Genomic DNA, 22795 nt, shown 5'->3' with positions numbered 1-22795 from the left:
GCGTTAAGGTGCTTCTAGGGAGAGCGCCAAATCCAACCGGGTGTAAGCAGCCGTCTCTGTTAATCAAGCCGGTCCGGCCTAGGCCTCGGGCTTGTGGGGCGGATGACGAGCGGGATCTATTGTTCGTGAAAAGCAGAAATGTCCCGCCTCGTGGTTCCAGTATATTTTACCAAGTCTCATTCGCGTCCAGGAAGGTAGCGTGTGCTCAGTGTCGAAATCTCTCAGTGCAAAGTCCGCGCAGAGTTCGAACGAAGTAGGGCTGACCGCATGATAGCCATATGATGCACTGGTAGCCGGGTCGCGCGGCGGCGAGAACCCCGAGATCGAATCGCTGAGCTGATCCAATGAGGTTGGGAGCGCCATCTTATTCTGCCAGTATTCAACGATTTCTCGTTGAATATCCTGCAGGTTCTCTATCCGTGTAACATCCAGGCGAGCAAGATGCGCGCGCGACGGAGATCCCGCCGTCGCAAAGCCGGCGATCACGAGTAGTCCAACGAGCAAAAAGGTAGCGTACGCAAAGGCGCGGGTCGCGCTCGGTAGCGGGCCGGGGACGCGGCGGAGAGCGCTCAGATAGAACCACAGAACCGCACCCGAGACCAGCAAAACTGCGATAACCTTCAGCAAGAAACGCGACGTCAGGTCGCCGCTCATGAAGTAGTAGACGAGGCAGGCGAGATCCGATAGCGCGAGCAGCCCTGCGAGAAACAAGGTGAGATAGATGGGACAAGTGCGCACCCATAGTTTCTTTTTCTCCGGGTTCTCGCTCAGGTCCATCTCGATCAAGCGCCACGCCCATACATAAGCGGGAAAAAAGATCAGCAATGACGCCACGCCCCATCGGATTCGATCCCTAACGTCGACCTCGACATCCGCCGTGTCAGTTAACGAGAGATTCACGTATTGAAACAGCACCGTGAGCGCGCCCACGATGCTCACATAAAGTGCTATCACCGCTAGCACGTGGATAAACACGTCCCAGAGAGATCCTTCGATCTCTTTTTCCTTCATGGTTACCGTCCCATCTAGTTCCTGAACTTAGACGGAATCAGCATAAGGCTTTCGCGCGGCGGTGCAACCGTATGCGCCGGGCGCGGTCACATCGCGTGATTTCTCAGTTGCTTCGCGGCGGCGGCGAAGAAATTGCGCGCGATAAACGATCGCTCCGAGGACACTATCGCCTCCAGGATTTCCGCATTCAGCGCGCGCGGCTCGGCGTCCTCCTTGTCGGCATTGAGCGCGACCTCCGCCAGCGACAGCGCCCGCCTGAGTTCGCCCGCCTCCATCAGCGATCGCGCCCGCGCGAGGATTGCATCGCGACCGCATAGCGCGATCAGGTCCTCGCAATGCTCCCTGCGCGGCGCAGGCAACATCTGCGACGGCTCTCCGCTCCACCATCCGGCGTAGCGACGAATCACATCGCGCACGATGAACGGCACGCAGCCATACACCGGCTTCAGAAACGGCTTGTCCGCAAGATCGTCGGGCAGCGCGATGTTCGCCTCGACGATGTCGATCGGCCATTGCCCGGCGTTGAGCCGCTGCACCACCTCATCATGCACGTAGCGCAGCGCCCGCGCTGTCTCGGTGAGCAACTCCTCGCACATCTGCTCGCCCTGATAGGCCGGCCCGTGTCCCGGCAGCACGTATTGCGGTTTTCGGTGCGCGATGCGTTCGAGCGCCTGCGCCCATTCGAGCGTGTAGCGTTGCGCCTTGTTGGGATTGCCGGTGTTGGGCATCGCCGAGACGATCAGATCGCCAACCATCGCGAGCCGCCGCGCGGGCATCCAGACCCAGGTCGCGTCGTCGGTTTCGGCCATCGCATGATGCAGTTCGACGGGCTCTCCCGCAAGATCGAGAAATTGAGTGCCGCGATAGGTCAGATCCGGATAGCTGAAGGTATCGTCGCCGAAGATTTCGTCGGCCGCGCTGGCGTTGCCGAACTGCATGCGATTGACGTGCGAGTGCCATCCGCGGGTCATTCGGAACAGGTCGAAGCGTCCGGCGACATCTTCATGCGCCCAGATCTTTGGCCGCGCAAATCCGCGCGCAATCGCATCCCGGATGAACGCCTCGGTGCCGAAGGCGTGATCGCCAAGCCCGTGGCTGTAGATCAAGAACGCGAACGGCTCGGCGGTGACCTCGCGGATTCGCGCGACCGCCATCGCGCCCATCGTCCGCGAGCTGGTATCGACCGCGAGCATCTCGCCGCGCCCGTATGCGAATGCGGAGTTGGCGTAGCCGTGGAACATCGCGATCCCCGGCTCGATCACTTCGAGCTGCCCCATCATTGGATCGAAGCTGTACAAACTGTTGCCCTGATATGCGTTCGGCATGGATAGTCGGTCCCCCTTTCACATCCATATCGTCCGTTATGCGCGCTGCCCAATCCAGCAGGGGAGCGGGCAGCGCGCCGACCGCTTGCTCGGGTCGCGCCGACTCAATCTATCGTTTAAACTTGAATGTTGGAATTCGCAATTGGTAATGTCACGAGCACTTAGCGAACTGCATAAAGAGCGCGACGAGATCGATCGGCTGCTGACGCTGATTCATCACGACCCGCATTCGATCCTGGGGGCGCATCCGCGCGGACAAAGCGTGGTGGTGCGTGCGTTTCGACCGTCGGCGTCGGAGGTTGAATTGCTCGTCGCGGGCGAGGCGCCGCGCCCGATGCATATGATCGATCCGGCGGGACTGTTCGAGGCGATCGTCGAAGGTCACGGCCAAGTCTTTCCATACCAACTGAGGATTCATTATTCGGACGGCGAATCGATCACGATTCACGATCCATATTCGTTTCTGCCGACGCTCGGCGAAGTCGATCTTTATTTGTGGGGCGAGCAGAAGCACGAGCGCGCCTACGACCGGCTCGGCTCGCACGTTCGCGAAATGGGCGGCGTGAAGGGAGTGTCGTTCGCGGTGTGGGCGCCGAATGCGAATGGCGTTAGCGTGGTCGGCGATTTCAATCGCTGGGACGGCCGCGTGCACATGATGCGGATGCTCGGCAACTCGGGGGTTTGGGAGCTGTTCATTCCCGGCGCCGGCGCGGGTTTCAACTACAAATATGAAATTCGCACGCGCGACGGCGGGCTGCTCCTGAAGTGCGATCCGTTTGCGCAGAGCATGGAAGCGCCGCCCGCGACCGCGTCGGTAGTGTATGAATCGAGCTACGAATTTCGCGACGATCGATGGCTCGCGGAGCGGGAGAATCGCGAAGCCGTCAAGAGTCCGATGTCGATCTACGAGCTGCACCTGGGGTCATGGCGGCGCGTGCCCGAGGACGGCGATCGTCCGCTCACGTATCGCGAGATAGCGCCGATGCTCGGCGATTATCTGACCGAGATGGGATTTACTCACGTCGAGCTGATGCCCGTGATGGAGCATCCGTTCACCGGCTCGTGGGGCTACCAGGTCAGCGGCTATTTTGCGCCGACTGCGCGTTACGGCACGCCCGACGATTTGCGCTATCTGATCGACGAGCTGCATCAACGCGGAATCGGCGTGATTCTCGATTGGGTGCCCGCGCATTTTCCCAAGGACGCGTTCAGCCTCGGGCGCTTCGACGGCACCGCGCTGTTCGAGCATCAGGATCCGCGCCAGGGGCATCATCCCGACTGGGGGACTTACATTTTCAACTACGGGCGGGCCGAGGTGAGAAGTTTTCTTACCGCCAGCGCGCTCTATTGGTTGGGCGAATTTCACGCTGACGGATTGCGCGTCGATGCGGTCGCGTCGATGATCTATCTCGACTACGGTCGGCGCGACGGCGAATGGATTCCCAATGCATACGGCGGCCGCGAAAATCTCGACGCGCTGTCGTTCATCAAGAAACTCAACCAGGACGTGTACCGCCTGAACCCCGGCATCATGATGATCGCGGAGGAATCGACGGCGTGGACCGGCGTGAGCCGTCCGGTGTTCATAGGCGGCCTCGGCTTCGGCTTCAAGTGGGACATGGGCTGGATGCACGATACGCTCGAGTACTTCGCGCTCGATCCGATCTACCGCAAATACCACCATCGCGATCTCACCTTCGGCCTGCTGTACGCGTGGAGCGAAAATTTCGTGCTGCCGATTTCGCATGACGAAGTCGTGCACGGCAAACGGGCGCTGCTCTCGAAGATGCCGGGCGATCGCGTGCAGCAACTCGCCAATCAGCGCGCGCTGTTCGGCTACATGTGGGCGCGGGGCGGCAAGAAGCTGATCTTCATGGGCGCCGAGTTCGGCCAATGGCGCGAATGGAATCACGACGCCAGCCTCGATTGGAACCTGCTCGACTACCCGGAGCATCGCGGGCTGCAGGCGCTGGTGCGCGATCTCAATCACCTGTACCGCGCGACGCCGGCGCTGTGGGAAGCCGATGCCGAGCCGTCCGGTTTTCGATGGATCGAAGCCGACGCCGCCGCCGACAACCTGATCGCCTTCATGCGGATCGCGCCGGCGCGCGGCGAACGCGTGATCTGCGTGTGCAATTTCTCGCCCGTGATGCGCAGCAATCTGCGGATCGGAGTGCCGCGCCCGGGACGCTATCGCGAGATACTCAACACCGACGCGGCCGCGTACGGCGGCTCGAATATTGGCAATCTGGGCGGCGTCGATTCGGCGCCGATTCCGTGGCACGAGTTCGACGACTCGATCATGATCGAATTGCCGCCGCTCAGCACGATTTGGTTCGCCGCCCCCTGAAGCGGCGCCCGTTGCCGCTCTCAGCAAGGTTCGAGGCCCCCGATTCGCCGCAGCCAGCGGTCGCGAGCGGCCAATCGAGCCTTCAAATCCACGTCGGTTTCTTGTACAAAGGCCCGGTGCGGAGCAGCGATTGTTGCTATCGCGAGCAACTGGTTTACGATTATCGGCCGGCGACGTTCCGCACCGCCGGCGGCCGTGATCGATGCGGGGGCGAGGTTTTCTGGCGAATTTCGCAACTTCGCCTTTCTGTTGCTATTTGGAATTTCGCGGCTATCGTGTATTAGATTCGTGGGCGCACTTGGGGCATCATTCGGGGCCAGCGCTCCCCCTGCCAAGGTCAGGGGTTAAACGCGTCAGTATCGAGGGGAGGAATCGATGGAGAAGAATGTCGTTTCGATGGTGAGGCCTGGCGCGCGCTTGTTTCGCGCTGGCGTAATAGCAGTGTCGCTCGCGATGCTCGCGATGGCCGGTTGTGCTTCAGAAAACGCAACGGAACCTCCGGCAGGCGAGAAGCCGGTCGCGGTGAACTTCGCACTCGAAAAGTGCCAGCTATTATCGCCCAATCTGTATAAATGCCCGGCAGTCGATCAGCCGATTTGTACGCCTGAGTTTCAGCGCACAGATGTTTCCTGCGTGCGAATCGGCCCCAAGGGTAGCGTGTTCGTGATGCGTCCCGGCCTCGGTTCGTAGGTTCGGTTCCCGAACAGTCACACACCCTTCGCACGTTTAGCGCGTGCGAAGGGGAGTGCGTCATGCCGAAACAATCCCGGGCGCGCGGCGATCGCGGCTCGGTTCATACACTGAACGCCGATTCAGGCGCGTCTTCAGCCTTTCATTCGCCGCGACCATCTGGCAGTTTTCTCTGATAGGTGCGGTACGATGCTCTGCGTGATTTGCAAGAAGCCAGTGGACATGTCGAAGCAGAATCGATTCAGGCCGTTTTGCTCGGAGCGATGCCAACTCGTCGATCTCGGCACCTGGGCCAGCGGCGGCTATGAGCCCGACGACGCCGGCAGCGCCGAAGATCACGAGCATCCCGACGATTTGAAAAAGCGGCGAACCCTGCATTGAGCCGCTTCGATGCCTGACGGTGCCGCTTCGCCGCCCCCGAAGATTCATCCGAGCGCCGTGGTCGGCCCCGACGTCCAGCTTTCGCCGGGCGTCGAGATCGGACCGCTCTGCCTCGTCGATGGCGCCATCCGCATCGGCGCGCGCACCCGGCTGATCGGCCACGTCACGATTCTCGGCATCACCGAATTCGGCGAGGACAACGTGCTGCATCCGGGCGCCGTCATCGGCGACGAGCCGCAGGACCTCAGCTACCGCGGCGCGCCGCGCGCGGTGAAGATCGGCAATCGCAACGTGTTCCGCGAATACGCCACGGTGCATCGCGGCAGCGAGCATGGCGCGATCACGATCATGGGCGACGACAACTACATGATGCAGAATTCGCACGTCGCGCACGATTGCCGCATCGGCAACTCGACGATCATCGCGGGCGGCGCGCTGCTCGCCGGATGGGTCGAGCTGGGCGATCGCGCGCTGGTATCCGGCAATTGCGTGGTGCATCAGTACACCCGAATCGGGCGGCTCGCGATGATGCGCGGGCTGTCGCGCACCAGCCGCGACGTGCCGCCGTTCTGCATCATGGATGGCACCCACACGCTCCGCAGTATCAACATCGTCGGACTGAAGCGCGCGGGCATCAGCAATCAGGCGATCCACGCATTGCGCCACGCCTTCGGCGTGCTGTTCGGTACGCGGCAGAACCTGAAGCTCGCGATCGCGCGACTGCTCGAAGCGGGCAATCTCGCGCCCGAAGTGATCGAGCTGATCGATTTTATTCGGGCGTCGAAACGCGGCGTCGCGTTCGGGCCTCATCATGATGGCTCCGGCGGCGATGGCGAAGATTGATTCGCTCGTCGCGCACCCTGATTTGCCACTTCCGCCTGATTGACCTATTCTCGAAGGGCGGGACAATACGCGCGAGTCCGCTGTCCCGAGCCGCACAATCGTGATGTTCTCCACGCCCAACCTGGTGACGCTGTTTCGAATCGCGATGGCGCCGATTCTGGTCTGGCTGCTGCTGGACACCGGGCCGGCCGCGTCGACTGCCGCCGCCGGCGTGTTCTTTGTCGCCACCCTCAGCGATTACTTCGACGGCTACCTCGCGCGCAGCTACGACGCGGTCACGACGCTCGGCAAATTTCTCGATCCGATGGCCGACAAGCTGATCGTCATCACGGCGCTGGTGATGCTGGTCGGGATGGCGCGCGCGCCGCACGTCCCGTCGTGGATGGTGGTGGTGCTGGTCTCGCGCGAAATCATGGTCACGGGGCTGCGCGCGGTCGCGGCGGCCGAGGGGCTCATCGTCGGCGCGGAGGAACTCGGCAAATACAAGATGGCGCTGCAGTCGATCGCGCTGCATGGCTTGCTGCTGCATTACACCTATTTTCACGTCGATTTTTTCGCGGCCGGGATGTTCATCCTGTGGCTCTCGATGCTGGTGAGCGTGTGGTCGGCCATCGATTACTATGTCCGCGTCTTCGTGGCGCTGAGACCGGAGCCGGTTTCGTCGAGCAAGCGCGCCGCGGGTTAATCCGGGCCGCTTTTGATTTGCGACGCATCTGTCGAGAGAGCCGCGTGTCGCGAGGGAAGCCGTGCTTCGATACGCCGCATTCGGTATAATGTTTGACTTGCGTCGCGATGGCCGATAATCAAGATAGTTCTCTACCGTGATCGGAGAGCGGGTGTAGCTCAGTTGGTAGAGCGCGTGCTTGCCAAGCACGAGGTCGTCGGTTCGAAACCGATCACCCGCTCCATATTTCCTGCAGCAATTTCCCATTAGGTTCCGAATGCCTGAAGTCTTCGTGCTACGTCCTTGCCCTGTAAAGCGATTCGGGTGCAGTGACAAACTCCGGTAACGGGGAGAAAGAGGGTGATGCCCAATTGTCCGGCTTGCTATGACTCTGCTCAGATAGAAAATGAGAGCAGCCTCGAGTCCAAGATAGTCAACTGTCCTGCATGCGGCACATTCCGATTGCACCAGGCAGCGGAGGATCAGTTGAATTCGAGACCCGAGATACGAGCCTTAGTGAGTCACCGAATCCGACTCGCTTGCCAGCGCAGCCAACAGGTAGAGCTCACAACTTCGCTGCTGCAAACGATTGTTGAATCCTACCGGCTGCCCTCTATTTCGAAGCAGCAGGACAACTTCATTCAATGGTTTGGCGAGACACTTTTGCATCAAGCAGTGCCTCATGCTTCCATAGCCATTGAACCTCGAATAGTGACTGCGCTCATAGGCGCTGCTCCTCCGGTATCTAGCGGAGGGCTCAGGTACGTAATGCAGGCGCTTGCCAATAAAGGGTACGTTTCTCGCGTTTCACAAGATGGGGAACGTATTCAGATGAGGCCCACAGGTTGGGAGCGTTACGAAGAACTGACAACGCCAAAGTCCTCGGCCGTGCCTTACTCGCCACGCGAATTGCCACTTGCAATAGATTTCCTTAACGCGGTCTGGGAAAAAAAGTTTACCGAGCCGCTGGTTCGGATAAGGTCAGCCGAAAAAGTGGCTTCTCTTGGATTCCCCTGCGCGAATTTTGAGGATTTCAAAGCTCGAGTTGGCGATCTCGGTGAGATGCTAAGATGGATTGAAGTTCCTGATGAGAAAGTGCCGGAAGACCGGGGAGTAAAACGCGAAGAAAAGCTGATTCGTCTAACGGTTGCGATGGAATCGGTTGCGCCCGAATCCGAGCAAGAAAACGCGCGCAGGGCGATCGCGATTCTCAAAGATATCGTGAAGGTCCGCAACAAAATGACGCACGTGGGATCGCCTGAACTGATAGCCGCTTTGGCAAGACTCGGGATCGACTTCCCGATTTCAGACTATGGTCTGACGTGGGATGCAATCCGAGCCCGCGCTGCCGACGCTCTGCACGCAATCCGCACAGCGGTGCAAGCACTCGATTAAAGCCGTCTTTTCCGCGCTACTTGAGCATCTCGACGGTGCCGGTCACGAAAGCGAGCGCGGTGCCGCCGTGCTTCGAGGACACCGTGTGCGTGCATCCGTTGGGGCGGTAGTTAGCGTTGCCGGTGCGGACTTCACCGGATTCATCGAAGTTGGAGCCCTCGATCATGAAGATCAGTTCGTCACCGAGATGCTTATGCAGCGGCAATTTCGCGCCCGCGTCAAAACGCGCGAGAACTGCGCGGCGCTTGCTCGCCTTGTCGCTCCAGATGGGCTTCTGGCTGACGCCGGGCATCGCGCTGCTCCAGGGAATTTCGCTTAGTACGATAGTTTGCGACGGGGGCGCATCGCCGATCGCCGAGGCTGGCTCGACACCGCCGCTGATAATCGCGAAGACTGTCGCGCCGTGTTTGCTCGTGACGGTATGGATACATCCGTCGGGACGATAGCCGACGCTGCCCGCCGCGGTGACGCCCGCCTCGTCCGCGATTGCGCCTTCGATCACGTAAAGGAACTCGTCGCCGACGTGTTTATGGAGCGGCAGGACTGCTCCGGGTTCAAAGCGCGTCACTTGGGCGCGCCGCTTGGTCGCGGGGTCTGACCAGAGCATCTTAGCCTTGATAGCCGGTGTCACAGACTGCCATTCGAGTTCGCTCACCTGGATTATCTGCGATGGATTCGAAGCTGTGTCGGCCATGATTTTTCTCCGTGCGGAATTTTTCGCTGCGCCGTTCTATTGAGATGGTGCTAGTCCGCCGGGCGGCTCGATGTCAAATCTCGCGCGATGCGGCCTCGTCGAACCGTTGCCTGGAACGGGCAGTCAAGCGTAGGCTGCGAAACGCGTTCTTGACTGCGGGACAACTGGAGGAATTGCTATGCTGAGCCGCGCGCCGCAAAGCGTCGTTCGCAACTGGATCATGGATAGCCGCCAATGGGCCGGCTACCAACCGCGCGACGGCGACGTGATTATCGCGACCGCGCCCAAAGTCGGCACCACCTGGACCCAGCAGATCGTCAGCCTGCTGGTTTTTCAATCGCCCGAGCCGCATCCGTTGTGGGATCTGTCGCCGTGGATCGATGCCAGGTTCCAGATGCCGATCGAGGTGTCGCTGCCGATGATCGAGGCGCAGACGCATCGGCGGTTTCTCAAATCTCATCTGCCGCTCGACGCGCTGCCGATCTACGATGAGGTCAAGTATATCCACGTCGCGCGCGACGGCCGCGACGCGTGCATGTCGTTCCTCAATCACTTCAACAGCGTCCTGCCCGCGATGTGGGAGCAACTCGACGCAATCGGAATCGCCGACGACGCGATCGGGATGCCGTACTTTCGCCCGCCGAAGAGTGCCCGCGAGTTTTTTCTCTACTGGATGGCCGATGACTATTCGAAGATTTCGATGATGTCGAAGGCGTTCTTTCATCTCGAGCGCTCGTTCTGGCAGGAAAGGAAGCGGCCGAATCTGCTGATGGTTCATTACAACGATTTGAAAGCCGACCTGTCGGGCGAGATGAAACGGATCGCGGATTTCATCGGGATCGAGACGCCTGAAGATCTGTGGCCGCAATTGGTCGAGGCGGCGACGTTCGACTCGATGAAGCGCAACGGCGGCGCGATCATGGCGGGCCTCGAGCGCGCATTCAAGAACGGTCACGAGACTTTTCTGCATAGCGGCACCAACAATCGCTGGAAAGGCGTGCTGACTGAAGATGATCTCGCGAACTATGAGGCGAGAGTCAAAGCGGAATTGTCGCCGGCGCTGAATCGATGGCTGAAGGAGGGCAGGCTGTCGGCGGGCGATCCTGGTTCCGCCCCGGATTAAAGCTCTGTTCGAGCGCGCGTCGCATTATCGCTTGCGTCGAGCGAGACTAACTAGTAGTTATCGCGCCGGCTGATCGACGCATTGGTGGTTGCGGGGACGCCGGGGATAGCTTGAAAATCTTCACAGCCTTGTTCGGGTTGCTGATACTGGCGAGCGCCGCGCCGGGATGCTCGATCTATCTGGAAGCGGCGCGCGCAGTCCGCTTGCTCGTTTGCCGCGGCGCTCAGCCGCGATAGAAGAAGGCGGTGGCGCTCAGCACTGACTTGTGATCGGGCTCGGAGCGCATGAAGGCGGTCGTGCAGCCGTGTTCGTCCATGATGTCGAGCAGGCGGCTTATCGAGTAAAAGTTGGTCTGCATCAGCGGATAACCGAACGATCTCCGCGACGCCAGGTTGATCAGGCCGTTGACGGCGGGAATCGTGTTGCGCGCCCAGTTCATCAATTTGCGCGATCTCGCGACGCGCCATGCGTACGGGAACTGCAGCACGGCCACGCCGCCGGCGTTGAGCCGCTCGGCCATCCGCGCGACCAGCGCCTCGCCCTTCGCGGCCGGCATATGACCCAGCACCCACGATGAATAGATCAGATCGAACTTGCCCTCGACGCGCGAGAGCAAGTCGTCGCCGCTCAGCAGTTTCACGTTGTCGAGCGAGGCGCAGTTGCGGGCCGCCTCGGCGAGCATCGAATCGGCCACATCGACGCCGACGACTTCGTCGCATCGCGCGGCCAGCGGAATCAGCATCCGGCCGACGCCGCAGCCGAAATCGAGCGCCCGCCGCGGCCGGAAGCCGGAATCCAGCCGTTCGGCGATCACGCGAAAGACGTCCGCGATCTCGTGGGCGCCCGCCTCGAAAAATTCTCGCAGGCGCTCCGCGTCGAGTTCCGCCCGGTCGTATCGGCTCGAGCCGGCGACGGTGCCGTAAGGCTCCGAGGCGCCGAATAGCTGCCATGCTCGATCGGAGTTTCGCATCATCGTGCAGTCTAAGCTGCGAGCTTCGACCGCCGCAATTGGGGGAAGCGCGCGCCGGCAGAGATCCAGTTGCTAGAGCGCGTGCTTGGCAAGCGTGAGGCCGTCGGTTCGAAACCGCTCCCCCACTCCACTTTTCCAGATTGATTTCGAGCGTTTAGCGACGAGTCGCCGGCTCTTCGGCGTGCTGTACTCAACGCTCGATCGGCAGCGCCCGGCGTCGCCGTGAAAAGACGGCCGTAATGTATCGTCATTGGTTCGCAGCGTCGAGCGGACGTCGGATCCGGCTATCCAGAAAAAGCGCCCATTAACTGCTCGTTGACAACTGCCAGGCACTCAGGGGATGCTCGAAAGTTGCGGCTCTCCTTCAACTGTCAGCCGTCGAGGTGCAGTATGCTGAAGAAGAGCTTTGGATGGCGATTGGCCGCGATTTCGTGGATGGCGATTCTGAGCACATCGGGTGTCTTCGGTTGCGCCACCAGCGCCCGTCCGATTCCCATTACCCCGCGAGTTGCCCTGACACCAAGCAAAGGCGCAGTTACGATGCAGGCTCGACCGGGGAAGCCGATCGGCGAAATCGTCCCAGTTGATATAGCGATCGCAAACGGAACCGATGAGCCTTACATGGTAGAGCCAAGTCAGGTATTCGCTATCAATCAGCAAGGTCAAAAGATACTCCCTGTTCCTCCAGGCGAGGCTATTCAGGAAGCTGGTGACGCGAATGCTTTGAAAGCGGGCCTAACGGGCGCTGCCAAAAACGCCGCGGTTGGGGCTATAGCCGGGGCGGTGCTTGGTGCTGCACTCGGTGTTGCCGTCGGTGCGATGCTTGGTGCGCCGGCTACAGGGGCCGCATACGGTGCCGCGATGGGTGGAGGCATTGGCCTAGCCCAAGGGGGCGTGGCGGGCGGTGTTCAAGGACAAGTTGCAGCCCGTCAAGATGCTGAGACTCAAGTCAACGCACTTTCCTTGCAGCCTCGCGAAGCGAATCCGAACTTCTCGATCAATGGCTACGTCTTTTATCCAAAGGGTGAATACACCTCGATTCAGATGAACTTGATGAACGAAGAGACACATCAATCTGAAACACACACAACACCTTGGGAAGATGGCGAGATTACGGCGGCGGCGGTAGGGCGTGAGAACGGGATTCAAGCGAGCGCCGCGCCTGGGACCACGTCGGAGGCGACAAGAGCACCGGCTAGCTTGAGCGAAGCGGGAGGTTCCGTCGCTGCTCAACCGAGCGCATCGTCCCCGCCCGCCGGATCTCAGGCTAAACCGGCGGGTCAGCCACTGTCGCAGCAGCAGCTAGAGGAAGAAAGACGGCAGACTCATACTGAATAGAGGGTGTCGGAATCAACTCCACAGTCCTAAAGTGTACAGTTGCGGCGTGTGCCCTTGTGCGTATTCAAAAGACTTTCAAGAACGACACGATAAGAGTTGTTATTTTGTTTGTTTGCTTCATGGGCGTTCTATCGTCGCCGATTTCAGCCCAGCAGCGCGGAACCATCATGCACCGGCAAAGCCCTGCACTCCCTGAACCTCCTTCTATCGCGAAACCGAGCGCGCCACCTGATGAGCAAGAAAACGAATTAGTACTTCCGCAAGTAACTCCAGAGATCATCGGGCTATGGGGAGGCCACTTGTACGAAATGTCATCCAATGGATCGTCATCGCACTCATCGCCGACCAGTCTGCTGTTTGGACAGCGCGGAGACGGCACGATCTACGTTCGAACCGGGATCTGGGGAAAGACGGATGCGCGAATTTTGAGCGCGACGGCACAAGTTCTCACTCCAAACAGAATCAAGATCACTGAGGAGCATTTGGTATCAGCAGATTCGCGCGTTCTACGTGTGACCCAGAAATACAGCTTATTATTGAAAGATAAGAAAGTAATCGATTGTCTCGAAACCGTTCAGATCAATAGCGACGGTTCGTCAAGTCCTTACGACCGGCCCGCTCACTCAGCGAACTTCCATGGGGTACTCCACATACTCAGCAACGAAGAAGACGTTGAACTGCATTCAGAGTTGATTCGAGAAGGCGCCGTATCGCAAGGAACCATAGAGGGCAGCAAGAACTTTAATCAATGACGCCGAATCAGCGTGTTGTGCCGGTCCCGGGTGTAGTCCCGTCGCAATGTGCTCGAGCTTGCCGCGCGTCGGCTACGCCACTCTGCTACCGCAAAAGACTCCATTGTCATCTTCACAAGAGTCCGGTGTGCACTTCAGAGTTACTCACTGGTTTGCCATCAGGAGATACGCATTCGGATTTTAACGATGCTCCAACGGGCGTCGCCCAACCATTCGAGGTGCACAGCGTTCCATTGACCGTGGCGGTCGAATGCATTGGGATGCAACCCGATGAGAAAGAAAGCAACACCGCGAAGAACGTCCGAACGTCTGCCTTCGTAGTCATGTTCGTGACCTCTAGTCGGTCACTGCGCCCAGACTGCCCGACGATACCTGCGCCGCGTACTTCGCCAGCACGCCACGCGTGTAGCGCGGCTTGGGCGCCTTCCACAGTGCGCGGCGCCGCGCGATTTCGTCCTCCGGCACATTCAGTTGCAGCAATTGCCGCTTCGCGTCGATCGTGATCGAATCGCCCTCGTGCACCAGCGCGATCAATCCACCGACCTGCGCTTCCGGCGCGACGTGCCCCACGACGAGTCCGTAGGTGCCGCCGGAGAATCTGCCGTCGGTGATGAGTCCGACCGAATCGCCCAGCCCGGCGCCGATTATCGCCGACGTCGGCGACAGCATCTCGCGCATCCCGGGGCCGCCGCGCGGTCCTTCGTAGCGAATCACCAGCACGTCGCCGGCCTTGATCTTGCCCTCGAGAATCGCGGTCAGGCTGTCCTCCTCGCGATCGAACACTCGCGCCGGTCCCGTGATGTCCTGATGCTTGATGCCGGTGATCTTCGCCACCGCGCCCTCGGTCGCGAGGTTGCCGCGCATGATCGCGAGATGCCCCTTGGCGTACACCGGGCTTTCCCACTGATGAATGACCGGCTGATCCTTGCGCGGCGCGTCGGGCACCTCGGCCAGGTTCTCGGCGATAGTCTTGCCGGTGATCGTCATCTCGCCGCCGTGCAGCACGCCATGCTTCAGCAGCATCTTCATGACTTGCGGGATACCGCCGGCCTGGTGCAGTTGAGTCGTCACGTATGGGCCCGACGGTTTGAGATCGCAGAGCACGGGCACGCGCTGGCGAATCGCCTCGAAGTCGTCGAGCTTGAGCGGCACCTCGGCAGCATGCGCGATCGCGAGCAGATGCAACACGGCGTTGGTCGAGCCGCCGACCGCCATCACGACTGCGATCGCGTTTTCGAAGGCGTTGCGCGTCATGATTTTGCGCGGCGTGAGTCCGCTCCGAATCGCCGCCACCAGCATCTCGCCCGATTTCGCGGCACTGTCGGCTTTTTCCGAATCGACGGCCGCCATGGTCGAAGAGTAGGGCGCGCTCATGCCCATCGCCTCGATCGCCGAGGACATCGTGTTCGCGGTGTACATCCCGCCGCACGAACCGGCGCCCGGACAGGCGCGCCGCTCGACTTCGAGCAGTTCGGCCTGGTCGATCTTATGCGCACTGAATTCGCCGACGGCCTCGAACGCGCTCACAATCGTCAAGTCGCGATCGCCATAGCGGCCCGGCTTGATCGTTCCACCGTAAACGAAGATCGCGGGTATATTCATCCGCGCGAGCGCGATCATCGCGCCCGGCATGTTTTTGTCGCAGCCGCCGATCGCGAGCACGCCGTCCATCGATTCCCCGGTGCACGCGGTCTCGATCGAATCGGCGATCACCTCGCGCGAGACCAGCGAGTACTTCATGCCTTCGGTGCCCATCGCGATTCCGTCGCTGACTGTGATGGTGCCGAAGACTTGCGGCATCGCGCCCGCCGCCTTGATTGCCGCCTCCGCGCGATTCGCCAGCACGTTCAAACCGAGGTTGCACGGGGTAATCGTGCTGTAGCTATTTGCAATGCCGACGATTGGCTTGTCGAAATCGGTATCGGTGAATCCCACTGCGCGCAGCATCGCGCGATTCGGCGATCGCTGCGCCCCCTGGGTTATGATCTGGCTTTTCGGATTCGCGCTCATGTCTGCTCCTGTCGTGTCCGCGATTAGCGCGTCGCGCCGCGACGATGCCTTCAAATTGAGGGGTTCATTATATAGCTGCCGCGCGAAACATCCACCGGTTCAGGTCAGCGTCGGAATCTTGTCGATCGATCGTCGAAGACGGCGCGTTGCGTGCCACGCGTCGTATCGCGCTTGCAGAGTAAGCCACAACTCGGGACCGTTGCCGCATAGCTTGCCGAGCCGAACCGCCATTTCGGGGCTGATCGCGGTATCGCCCGCCATCACGCGATGAAGCGTTTGGCGGCTCACTCCCATCAGCGTCGCAATTTCGCCGACCGTGCGGCGCCCGAGCGCTGGCAGGATGTCGCGCTCGAACAACACGCCCGGATGAGTCGGCGGGCGCTTGATGTTCTTCCGATTGACTGTAAATTCCTCGCTCATAACTGAAAGCCTGTGCGCTCTTTAGTGATATTGCTCAAGATCGATCTTTGCAGCCCTCGGAGCGTGCCATTCGAATGTGATGCACCACGGCCCATTCACGTGGATGCTGTGTCGCACCGGTTGCGTGTGCAAAGGATGCAGATCGTAGCCCGGCAAATTCAGTTGAATCAGTTCGGCTGCAGCATCGATGATTTCGAGGCGATCGCTGCACCGCTGGCGGAGCGCCGGTGGCACCTTTGAGCACTCTCCTTCGAGGTTGACGATCGACATATACTGCCGAACGCGGATAGCTATCCACCGCGGCGCGGCGATGAGAAAATCTGCCGCGTCCCTCTTTGCGCGCGCAAGTTGGAGAAATCGCAGATGACGCGAGCGATCGACCCGAAAAAAATCCGCGGCTACCACGCCCATGTCTATTATGATGCGAAGTCGCGCGAAGTCGCCGCCAGCTTGCGCAAGAAAATCCAGCACAGGTTCACAGTCGAGATGGGCCGATGGCGCGACGAGCCGGTCGGACCGCATCCGCAGGCGATGTACCAAGTCAAATTTCAGCCCGATGAATTTGCGCGAATCGTGCCGTGGCTGATGCTCAATCGCGCGGGCCTCACGATCCTGGTGCATCCCGAGACTGGCGACGACTACGTCGATCACGCGATCAATGCGCTATGGCTGGGAGAAAAGCTGGCGTTGCGCCTCGACATCCTGAAACGCCTGCCGGAGAAATCAACCTGAGCGACCCGATTTGCCAGATTCGAACAGGGGCATTCGTCCCGCGTATCGGCCATCGGTCCCGGCCGTCAGATACCGGGACTCCACTGCCGCCGTCCGACTGAACGCCACTGACTTAAACCTGTTGCCGATTTTGCGCGAGCTGCTGCGCACCCGAAGCGTGACGCAGGCGGCAGCCGCGTTGCATATGAGCCAGCCGGCGGTGAGCGAGGCACTCGGCCGGCTGCGGGCTCAGTTTGAGGACGCAATCCTGGTGCGAGTCGGACGGGGCATGGTCGCGACCCGATTCGCGGAGTTCTGGCCCCACATCGAGCAGGCGCTCGCTCAGTTGCAAACGGTTTTCAAACTGCACGAGTTCGACCTGAAGCACGTCGAGCGCGAGCTTATCGTCGCGACTGCCGATACGATCATCCTCGCTATCGGTAGCCAGCTTGCCGAGAGTGCCGACCCCAAAGCGCTCCACGCCGAAATCAATGCGCGCATCGAAAGCGCGCGCGGACCCATCGGCCCGCTGAGCAGGTTCCAGATGGAGGAGATGATCGACCCGCGCGACACACGGGGTTGGGTGTGCGAGTGGGTGGAGAACGCCTATCGCATCGTCTCGCAACCCGGTTTGCTCGTGCCGGGAGCGCTGCAATTCCGCCATAGTCCTTCGTGCACTACTTAGCCGGTAGCGACTCGAACCACGGCAGCACTAGCCGCTCATTGATCGAGTAAGGATACGCGTGTCCCCACTCAGGTAGCTCCTCATAGGTCACGTTGTAGCCGATACTTTTGAGCAAGTTGCAGGTCTGGCGGGTATAGGCGACCGGAAAGATGAAGTCGTGGACCCCATGGACTACCAGCATCGGGGTGTCCTTGCCGCGTCCCTGGCGCAGCATCGGATCCACCGTCAGATGAAGCGCGCCGGCTATCGGAGCGAGACCGCGGAACAGTTGTGGTTGTTCGAGCCCTAAAATGTAGGTGAAGATGCCGCCGTCCGAGAGGCCGGTCAGGTAAACGCGCGCGGGATCGATCGAATATTCGCTCACAACTTCGCTGATCATCCGCACGACCGACCGCGTGTCGGAACTCGGCACCATCATGTCCCAGGTATCGCCTAACGACTTAGGCGCGAGAACGGCGTAACCGCGACTGCGCGCCGCCCGCAGCCACGTCCAGACGTACTCGTAGCCCTGACCATAGCCGCCGTGCAACGCGACGATCAGCGGAATCGGCTTCTCCTGCAAATAATCTTCCGGAACGTAGAGCGTGTAATCAGAACGATCCGTGTTGCGCTGGCGCTGGATGAAACCAGTCGATGGGCCGCCCGGCGCGCCGGGGGCGGGCGCCTTGGCTCCGACGGTCAAAAAATGCGGGGCGACGAGCGGCAACTGGTCGCGCAATTCGTAGAGTTGGTACAGGCCGCGGCAAAATGCAGCGCGACTGTGGAGGAAGGCGAGCGTCCATTCGGGTCCCGGCTTGCTCATGAAAATTTCGTATGCCTTGCCCAGTTCGCGGATCGCAGCGCACAGCGGCTGATGCAGTTCCTTCGTCGCCGCGGGCGGCGTCAGTGGAACAAAGCTCGACTCGAAGCGGCGAAAGGTATCACGCACGACGCTAACCAGTCGCGCCTGGCTCTCGGCCAGCACGCCGGGCCGCAGTTCTTCCTGGATGGATTCGAAAGTGCGCAGGAATTCCAGGACTTTGTTCTGGAGAGCCGTCAGCCGATCCGCATAGGTGAGATCTTCGTTCGCCATTACTGCTTCCTCGGACGCGACAATAGCCGAAGCGACGGCTGCCAGAACAGCTAAAAGTGGATGCCGCGTGTTGTGTAATCGACTAGATCATACCTGGATTAGCTCGATCACGGCGCCGTCCGGATCGGAACAGCAGACGAAGCCCTCCTCGCGGCCTTCGCGGACGTTGAAAAAACTCGGCTCGGTCCAGAACTCGATTCCTTGAGCCTTCAACGCTGCATAGTCTTTGCGGAGATCGCGCGTGCGGAGCGCGATTCTGCAGATGCCGGCATTCCAGAGATTCGGATACGAAGTTCCCGCCGTTTTCGGATGCAGCCACTCGATCAGATCAAGCCTGGTTGCGCGCCGGTTGTTCCCCAGCATCAGGAGCACGGCGCGGCCGCGGCCGTCGGGGATTCGCAGTCCTGCGCTCAATTCCGGATTGCCGACCACCTCGAGATCGCGAACAACCTTGAATCCCAGCTTGGCGTAGAACTCCATCGAGCGCGCAAAATCAGTGCAATTGACGTTTACGTGAAAGATGCTTTCGATCATGACTTCACCTGTCCCTGCTAAAAGATCCACCGGGAACTAGAAATTCACCTATCGTAAGGAATAGCTATCGAATTGCAGCGATGAAGTGAAACGGGATGCAATCTGAACCGCACACCGTAAACAGCGCATCCGCTGTGTGCAATCGCCCGTACAAATGATAGAAGCGAAATAACTTTCGAGACGACCAGGCCTGCAACTAAGCTTCCGATATTGCTACTGGGACCGCAGGAGGATTCGCGTCATGCCGATAGAAGTAATTTATGCGGACCGCCCTTCACAGGCCATCACCGCCAAAGCCGAGCGCGACAATCTGTGGCTGAGCGCCGCGGAGCTAGCCAAAGTAAGCGGATGGGAATTGAAACCCGAAGGCGTCTGCAAGGGCGGCGTCTGCGTGCCAATTCCGGTCGGACGCGAGGCGGACTTTGTTCGCGACAATCGGCAGAGCTTCAACCTCGCATCGTTCGCGCGATTGATGGGCCAGCCGACGCTGCACGACGACAAAAATGGCGTCTGGTATTTCGGTGAGAACGCGGGAACCCGCCGCGCCGCATTGAAGTCGCTCGAGGCTCCGGATTTCGAACTGCCGGACCTCGACGGCAAGATGCATCGGCTGTCCGACTACCGCGGCAAGAAGGTGTTAATCGCCGCGTGGGCCTCCTGGTGAGGATGCCGTTATGACCTGCCAGTTTGGCAGGGCCTTTACGAAGAACTGAAAGACCAGGGCTTCACCGTCATCGCGGTCGCGTTCGATAGCGGAGGCGCGGCCGCCGTCCGCGACTTCATTCGGCCGTCTTCGACCGAAATGCCGGACTTGCTCAAAGACATCATGGGTTGGGACGATCGATTGCTCGCTCGAGCAGGAATTCCCGAGTACCCGTGCTTGATCGATCAGAAGCACATCGTCGGAGAACTCTACGACATCATCAACGTGCCGATGGCGGTGTGGATCGACGAGCAAGGTCGAATCGTGCGGCCAGCCGAGTCGGCAGGAGTTAACGACGGAGTCCGTTCGTTGGATCCGCAGACGTTCACAATGCCGGCGGACGTCGCCGCGGAGGCCAAGCGTCTGCGCACTTCATATGTGGATGCGATTCGTGATTGGGTCGAGAAAGGCGAGCGCAGCGAATACGTATTGTCGGCCGAGGAAGCCCGGCGACGGACCCAGGTGCCTGACGACACCGACGCGCTTGCCATGGCAAATTTCAGATTGGGCGAACATCTGTTCGAGCGCGGTCATCGCGACGAGGCGCTAAAGTATTTTGCCGAAGCGCGCCGCTTGCGGCCTGATAGTTGGTGCTTCATTCGTCAAACCTGGGAACTCGAGCAACCGGGCAAGGCGTCGGGACCGGAATTTTTCGCTATGGTGCAGGCGCTCGGCGACCGCCACTACTATACGCCGCTGGAGTTGAAGCCGTCGGCCAAGTAACGACGGGTTCTTGGATGCTGCGCGATCGCCGCACTCCTCTTCGGGAGGAATGTAGCGATGCGCAATCGAACGATCGTCCTCGCGGCTGGAGGTGCGGCGATGCCACGGCCGTTGGCAGTACGGAATGCAGTGTGCCAAGATATCCGGCAGCAGGATCGCTCATCGCACACGCCCAAATGTAAGGCTCAACGAGAGAGTACTACCATGCGCGTAGGCTATGCAGTCGCTTTTCAGAATCCCCACAACGCTATCTCTGACGCCGAGGTCTATCGCAACGAACTGAGGCTGTGCGAGATGGCAGAGCCGCTCGGCTTTGATTCGGTCTGGTCGGTCGAGCACCACTTCGACGACTACGCGATTTGCCCGGACGTGTTGCAGTTCCTCGCTTATATGTCAGGTGCCGCAATCCAAGCTCGGTCAAAGAATATTCTCTACGATTCGGCTCGCCAGGCGTGATGAGTCTTGAGTAGAAGAAAAAACCCATCGGGGCTGTTGGCTGCCAAGTCTGCAATCGCCGATTCGGCGCGGATTCGCATCGCGGATCGATAAGCGCGGGAGGATCGCCGGATGGAAAGTTCTTCGAACCGCTTTGGCGCCGCATCGACAGTCGTCACTGCCCAGGGATGGAGCGTCAGCCGTGTCACCGATCCGAGCACGCTTTTTGGCGCCAACGGCATGCGCGTCGGACCCGACGGTCGCCTCTACGTCGCGCAGGCGTTTGGCAGCCAGGTCAGCGCTATAGACGTCACCAGTGGCGCGGTCTCGACTCTTAGTCCTATCGGCGGACCAATCGTCGCGCCCGACGATCTCGCCTTCGACTCGAACGGCATTCTGTACGCGACCGAGGTCATGAGCGAACGAGTCTGTGCGCGCGCGCCCAATGGCGAGGTCCGCGTCATCGCCGACAAGGTTCCCGCCGCCAATGGCATCACAGCGTGGCACGATCGTCTGTTCATGGACGAATGCCGCCCCGACGGAAGACTCTTCGAGCTTTTCCCGGACGGTCGAGCGCCGCGCCTAATCGCCGGTAATCTGCCCCTGCCCAATGCTCTCGCGGTCGGGCCCGACGCCAAAATCTACTTCCCCGCGATCGGCGTTAACGAGATTTGGCGCGTCCCCCTGGAAGGCGGTAAGCCCGAGGTATTTGCGACCGAACTCGCCGTCCCAACGGCGGTCAAGTTCGACAGCAAAGGCTTCCTGCTTTCCACTCAAGGCCGCAGCGGCGAGGTGTTGCGCATCGATTTGCAAAGCGGCGACCGACGCGTGATCGCGAAGATGCGTCCCGGTATCGACAATTTCGCGCTATCCGACAACGACCGTCTCTTCGTTTCGCATTTCGTCGATGGCGGAGTCGCGGAGATCATGGGTGACGGCAAAGAACGTGTGCTGGTCGCGCCAGGATTCCTCGGGCCGATGGGCCTTGCGTTCGGCGACGATGGTAAGCTCTATGCCGCCGACGGCATCAGTATGGCCGAGGTAGCTTCCGACGGCTCTTGCCATCGTGTAGGACTGCTCTTCGATGGGCATTTCCCCGGCTTCGTTCGCGGTGTCGCCAAGGGCGCGAATGGCGTATTGATCGTGACCACCTCCGGCGGCAACGTCACCTCCTACCATCCGGTGACGCACGCAATGGAAGTCCTTGCGACCGGTCTGCATGAACTTTACGGCGTCGCCGTCGGCGCCGGGGGTAGCATCTTCATTGCGGATGGAGGCGAAGGGCGTGTGCTCGAATTCGCTTCCGGCGAACTCAAGGTCAAGGCGCGCGGTCTCGCGCGACCAACTGGGATTGCGATTGCTCCCGACGGCAGTTGCTTTGTTTCCGAGAGCGACAAGGGACGCGTCGTGCAGGTCGATAACGGCGTAGTGACGGCGGTGATCGAAGGCCTCAAGGAACCGCAAGGGGTCGCAACTACCGGCGATACTCTCTACGTCGTTGACGCGGGCGCACGCGAATTGATCTCATATTCGCTTAAGACTCGTGAGCGCGAGACCGTCGCGTCAAATCTACCCGTCGGCGCCCCGCCGGGCGTCGTGCCGAAGTTGCTTATGGGAATACCGGGATTGATACCGGGGCCGCTCCGGCCTTTTGCCGGAGTGACTATCGCCAGCGATGGCCGGATTTACCTTTCGGCCGACGGCGATGGGAGCATTCTCGCTCTGCGGCATTCCTGAACCCCGGCCCCTAAACGACAGCATCTGGTTGATCATGCGGTGAGGGGAATGCCGTCAGTAAGCCCATCGCCGAAAGAAGGTTTGCCGAGCCCTCGGGGAGTAGCGGAAACGTGGCTCGTATCTATCGCTCTGAACCGCCCCTCACAGGCGGTAGAGGTTCATTGCTGGATGTCACACATTTCTGATGGATCGCAAGCCGAACCGAGAGTGTAATGCGAATATGCATCCA

General features: G+C 60.2%; 22 protein-coding genes, 1 tRNA gene and 2 pseudogenes. 15 read left to right on the top strand and 10 right to left on the bottom strand.

Annotated elements, in window-relative coordinates; translation table 11 throughout:
- Nucleotides 1-78: 78 nt before the first annotated feature.
- The gene (locus tag Q7S58_RS15290) at nucleotides 79-1011 is read right to left on the bottom strand and encodes a DUF5671 domain-containing protein (RefSeq protein ID WP_304827531.1); all 933 of its coding nucleotides are present in this window, start codon (nucleotides 1009-1011) and stop codon (nucleotides 79-81) included.
- Nucleotides 1012-1097: 86 nt separating this feature from the next.
- The gene (locus tag Q7S58_RS15285) at nucleotides 1098-2336 is read right to left on the bottom strand and encodes an alkyl sulfatase dimerization domain-containing protein (protein WP_304827528.1); all 1239 of its coding nucleotides are present in this window, start codon (nucleotides 2334-2336) and stop codon (nucleotides 1098-1100) included.
- Between the two features lie 148 nt (nucleotides 2337-2484).
- Between Q7S58_RS15285 and glgB the strand changes: the two genes are divergently transcribed.
- From glgB to Q7S58_RS15250, 7 genes are all read left to right on the top strand, one after another.
- The gene (gene glgB / locus Q7S58_RS15280) at nucleotides 2485-4686 is read left to right on the top strand and encodes a 1,4-alpha-glucan branching protein GlgB (protein ID WP_304827525.1); all 2202 of its coding nucleotides are present in this window, start codon (nucleotides 2485-2487) and stop codon (nucleotides 4684-4686) included.
- A 375-nt stretch (nucleotides 4687-5061) separates the two neighbouring features.
- Entirely contained in the window at nucleotides 5062-5376 is a 315-nt protein-coding gene (locus Q7S58_RS15275; RefSeq protein ID WP_304827522.1) for a hypothetical protein, read from the top strand.
- A gap of 189 nt (nucleotides 5377-5565) precedes the next feature.
- On the top strand, nucleotides 5566-5757 hold the full coding sequence (locus Q7S58_RS15270) for a DNA gyrase inhibitor YacG (protein WP_304827519.1): 192 nt from the start codon (nucleotides 5566-5568) through the stop codon (nucleotides 5755-5757).
- 9 nt (nucleotides 5758-5766) lie between these two features.
- Nucleotides 5767-6600, top strand: coding sequence for an acyl-ACP--UDP-N-acetylglucosamine O-acyltransferase (gene lpxA, locus Q7S58_RS15265; RefSeq protein WP_304827516.1), 834 nt, complete (start codon nucleotides 5767-5769; stop codon nucleotides 6598-6600).
- Nucleotides 6601-6703: 103 nt separating this feature from the next.
- A complete protein-coding gene (pgsA, locus tag Q7S58_RS15260; protein WP_304827513.1) occupies nucleotides 6704-7285 on the top strand; it encodes a CDP-diacylglycerol--glycerol-3-phosphate 3-phosphatidyltransferase in 582 nt (193 codons plus the stop codon).
- A gap of 147 nt (nucleotides 7286-7432) precedes the next feature.
- Nucleotides 7433-7508: transfer RNA gene (locus tag Q7S58_RS15255), tRNA-Gly, on the top strand.
- 272 nt (nucleotides 7509-7780) lie between these two features.
- Nucleotides 7781-8659: a hypothetical protein gene (locus Q7S58_RS15250; RefSeq protein ID WP_304827510.1), complete on the top strand. Its 879-nt coding sequence runs from the start codon at nucleotides 7781-7783 to the stop codon at nucleotides 8657-8659.
- Between the two features lie 16 nt (nucleotides 8660-8675).
- Here the strand turns inward: Q7S58_RS15250 and Q7S58_RS22250 are convergent.
- Both Q7S58_RS22250 and Q7S58_RS22245 read right to left on the bottom strand, forming a co-directional pair.
- A pseudogene (locus Q7S58_RS22250) lies at nucleotides 8676-8951 on the bottom strand (cupin domain-containing protein); the annotation flags it as partial.
- Nucleotides 8952-9059: 108 nt separating this feature from the next.
- Nucleotides 9060-9353 (bottom strand): annotated as a pseudogene (locus Q7S58_RS22245) (cupin domain-containing protein); the annotation flags it as partial.
- Between the two features lie 178 nt (nucleotides 9354-9531).
- Between Q7S58_RS22245 and Q7S58_RS15240 the strand changes: the two are divergent.
- A complete protein-coding gene (locus tag Q7S58_RS15240; RefSeq protein ID WP_304827504.1) occupies nucleotides 9532-10476 on the top strand; it encodes a sulfotransferase domain-containing protein in 945 nt (314 codons plus the stop codon).
- A 223-nt stretch (nucleotides 10477-10699) separates the two neighbouring features.
- On the opposite strand, the gene Q7S58_RS15235 is transcribed toward Q7S58_RS15240, so the two are convergent.
- A complete protein-coding gene (locus tag Q7S58_RS15235) occupies nucleotides 10700-11449 on the bottom strand; it encodes a bifunctional 2-polyprenyl-6-hydroxyphenol methylase/3-demethylubiquinol 3-O-methyltransferase UbiG (RefSeq protein WP_304827501.1) in 750 nt (249 codons plus the stop codon).
- A gap of 387 nt (nucleotides 11450-11836) precedes the next feature.
- On the opposite strand from Q7S58_RS15235, the gene Q7S58_RS15230 reads away from it, so the two are divergent.
- Together Q7S58_RS15230 and Q7S58_RS15225 are read left to right on the top strand one after the other, a co-directional pair.
- On the top strand, nucleotides 11837-12784 hold the full coding sequence (locus Q7S58_RS15230; RefSeq protein WP_304827498.1) for a hypothetical protein: 948 nt from the start codon (nucleotides 11837-11839) through the stop codon (nucleotides 12782-12784).
- A gap of 56 nt (nucleotides 12785-12840) precedes the next feature.
- Entirely contained in the window at nucleotides 12841-13536 is a 696-nt protein-coding gene (locus Q7S58_RS15225; protein WP_304827495.1) for a hypothetical protein, read from the top strand.
- A 336-nt stretch (nucleotides 13537-13872) separates the two neighbouring features.
- Here Q7S58_RS15225 and ilvD read toward each other — a convergent pair whose 3' ends face one another.
- The 3 genes from ilvD to Q7S58_RS15210 form a co-directional block, all read right to left on the bottom strand.
- Nucleotides 13873-15546: a dihydroxy-acid dehydratase gene (ilvD, locus tag Q7S58_RS15220; protein ID WP_304827492.1), complete on the bottom strand. Its 1674-nt coding sequence runs from the start codon at nucleotides 15544-15546 to the stop codon at nucleotides 13873-13875.
- Between the two features lie 99 nt (nucleotides 15547-15645).
- Nucleotides 15646-15966, bottom strand: coding sequence for a HigA family addiction module antitoxin (locus tag Q7S58_RS15215; RefSeq protein ID WP_304827487.1), 321 nt, complete (start codon nucleotides 15964-15966; stop codon nucleotides 15646-15648).
- Between the two features lie 21 nt (nucleotides 15967-15987).
- On the bottom strand, nucleotides 15988-16236 hold the full coding sequence (locus Q7S58_RS15210) for a type II toxin-antitoxin system RelE/ParE family toxin (RefSeq protein ID WP_304827483.1): 249 nt from the start codon (nucleotides 16234-16236) through the stop codon (nucleotides 15988-15990).
- A 93-nt stretch (nucleotides 16237-16329) separates the two neighbouring features.
- Between Q7S58_RS15210 and Q7S58_RS15205 the strand changes: the two genes are divergently transcribed.
- Together Q7S58_RS15205 and Q7S58_RS15200 are read left to right on the top strand one after the other, a co-directional pair.
- The gene (locus Q7S58_RS15205) at nucleotides 16330-16698 is read left to right on the top strand and encodes a DOPA 4,5-dioxygenase family protein (protein ID WP_304827480.1); all 369 of its coding nucleotides are present in this window, start codon (nucleotides 16330-16332) and stop codon (nucleotides 16696-16698) included.
- 121 nt (nucleotides 16699-16819) lie between these two features.
- Nucleotides 16820-17362: a LysR family transcriptional regulator gene (locus tag Q7S58_RS15200; protein WP_304827477.1), complete on the top strand. Its 543-nt coding sequence runs from the start codon at nucleotides 16820-16822 to the stop codon at nucleotides 17360-17362.
- Here the strand turns inward: Q7S58_RS15200 and Q7S58_RS15195 are convergent.
- Nucleotides 17355-18434, bottom strand: coding sequence for a PHB depolymerase family esterase (locus tag Q7S58_RS15195; RefSeq protein WP_304827474.1), 1080 nt, complete (start codon nucleotides 18432-18434; stop codon nucleotides 17355-17357). The genes Q7S58_RS15200 and Q7S58_RS15195 overlap by 8 nt on opposite strands.
- 87 nt (nucleotides 18435-18521) lie before the next feature.
- Nucleotides 18522-18968: a VOC family protein gene (locus tag Q7S58_RS15190; RefSeq protein ID WP_304827471.1), complete on the bottom strand. Its 447-nt coding sequence runs from the start codon at nucleotides 18966-18968 to the stop codon at nucleotides 18522-18524.
- Nucleotides 18969-19209: 241 nt separating this feature from the next.
- Here Q7S58_RS15190 and Q7S58_RS15185 point away from each other — a divergent pair, with 241 nt between their 5' ends.
- The 3 genes from Q7S58_RS15185 to Q7S58_RS15175 all read left to right on the top strand — a co-directional run bounded on the left by Q7S58_RS15185 (nucleotide 19210) and on the right by Q7S58_RS15175 (nucleotide 22566).
- The gene (locus Q7S58_RS15185) at nucleotides 19210-20394 is read left to right on the top strand and encodes a redoxin domain-containing protein (RefSeq protein WP_304827468.1); all 1185 of its coding nucleotides are present in this window, start codon (nucleotides 19210-19212) and stop codon (nucleotides 20392-20394) included.
- A gap of 57 nt (nucleotides 20395-20451) precedes the next feature.
- Nucleotides 20452-20850, top strand: coding sequence for an LLM class flavin-dependent oxidoreductase (locus Q7S58_RS15180; RefSeq protein ID WP_304827465.1), 399 nt, complete (start codon nucleotides 20452-20454; stop codon nucleotides 20848-20850).
- Between the two features lie 111 nt (nucleotides 20851-20961).
- Nucleotides 20962-22566, top strand: coding sequence for a hypothetical protein (locus tag Q7S58_RS15175; RefSeq protein WP_304827462.1), 1605 nt, complete (start codon nucleotides 20962-20964; stop codon nucleotides 22564-22566).
- The last annotated feature ends 229 nt before the right edge of the window (nucleotides 22567-22795 follow it).

Origin of the sequence: Candidatus Binatus sp., assembly GCF_030646925.1 — a bacterium.
GTDB lineage: Bacteria > Desulfobacterota > Binatia > Binatales > Binataceae > Binatus.
Note: the sequence above shows the minus strand (reverse complement) of the source record. Positions and strands in the feature narration are given on the sequence as shown.

Coding starts and splice junctions, on each gene's coding strand:
- Q7S58_RS15290 (WP_304827531.1), bottom strand. CDS start 1,011: ATGAAGGAAAAAGAGATCGAAGGATCTCTCTGGGACGTGTTTATCCAC.
- Q7S58_RS15285 (WP_304827528.1), bottom strand. CDS start 2,336: ATGCCGAACGCATATCAGGGCAACAGTTTGTACAGCTTCGATCCAATG.
- glgB (WP_304827525.1), top strand. CDS start 2,485: ATGTCACGAGCACTTAGCGAACTGCATAAAGAGCGCGACGAGATCGAT.
- Q7S58_RS15275 (WP_304827522.1), top strand. CDS start 5,062: ATGGAGAAGAATGTCGTTTCGATGGTGAGGCCTGGCGCGCGCTTGTTT.
- Q7S58_RS15270 (WP_304827519.1), top strand. CDS start 5,566: ATGCTCTGCGTGATTTGCAAGAAGCCAGTGGACATGTCGAAGCAGAAT.
- lpxA (WP_304827516.1), top strand. CDS start 5,767: ATGCCTGACGGTGCCGCTTCGCCGCCCCCGAAGATTCATCCGAGCGCC.
- pgsA (WP_304827513.1), top strand. CDS start 6,704: ATGTTCTCCACGCCCAACCTGGTGACGCTGTTTCGAATCGCGATGGCG.
- Q7S58_RS15240 (WP_304827504.1), top strand. CDS start 9,532: ATGCTGAGCCGCGCGCCGCAAAGCGTCGTTCGCAACTGGATCATGGAT.
- Q7S58_RS15235 (WP_304827501.1), bottom strand. CDS start 11,449: ATGATGCGAAACTCCGATCGAGCATGGCAGCTATTCGGCGCCTCGGAG.
- Q7S58_RS15230 (WP_304827498.1), top strand. CDS start 11,837: ATGCTGAAGAAGAGCTTTGGATGGCGATTGGCCGCGATTTCGTGGATG.
- ilvD (WP_304827492.1), bottom strand. CDS start 15,546: ATGAGCGCGAATCCGAAAAGCCAGATCATAACCCAGGGGGCGCAGCGA.
- Q7S58_RS15215 (WP_304827487.1), bottom strand. CDS start 15,966: ATGAGCGAGGAATTTACAGTCAATCGGAAGAACATCAAGCGCCCGCCG.
- Q7S58_RS15210 (WP_304827483.1), bottom strand. CDS start 16,236: ATGTCGATCGTCAACCTCGAAGGAGAGTGCTCAAAGGTGCCACCGGCG.
- Q7S58_RS15205 (WP_304827480.1), top strand. CDS start 16,330: ATGACGCGAGCGATCGACCCGAAAAAAATCCGCGGCTACCACGCCCAT.
- Q7S58_RS15195 (WP_304827474.1), bottom strand. CDS start 18,434: ATGGCGAACGAAGATCTCACCTATGCGGATCGGCTGACGGCTCTCCAG.
- Q7S58_RS15190 (WP_304827471.1), bottom strand. CDS start 18,968: ATGATCGAAAGCATCTTTCACGTAAACGTCAATTGCACTGATTTTGCG.
- Q7S58_RS15180 (WP_304827465.1), top strand. CDS start 20,452: ATGCGCAATCGAACGATCGTCCTCGCGGCTGGAGGTGCGGCGATGCCA.
- Q7S58_RS15175 (WP_304827462.1), top strand. CDS start 20,962: ATGGAAAGTTCTTCGAACCGCTTTGGCGCCGCATCGACAGTCGTCACT.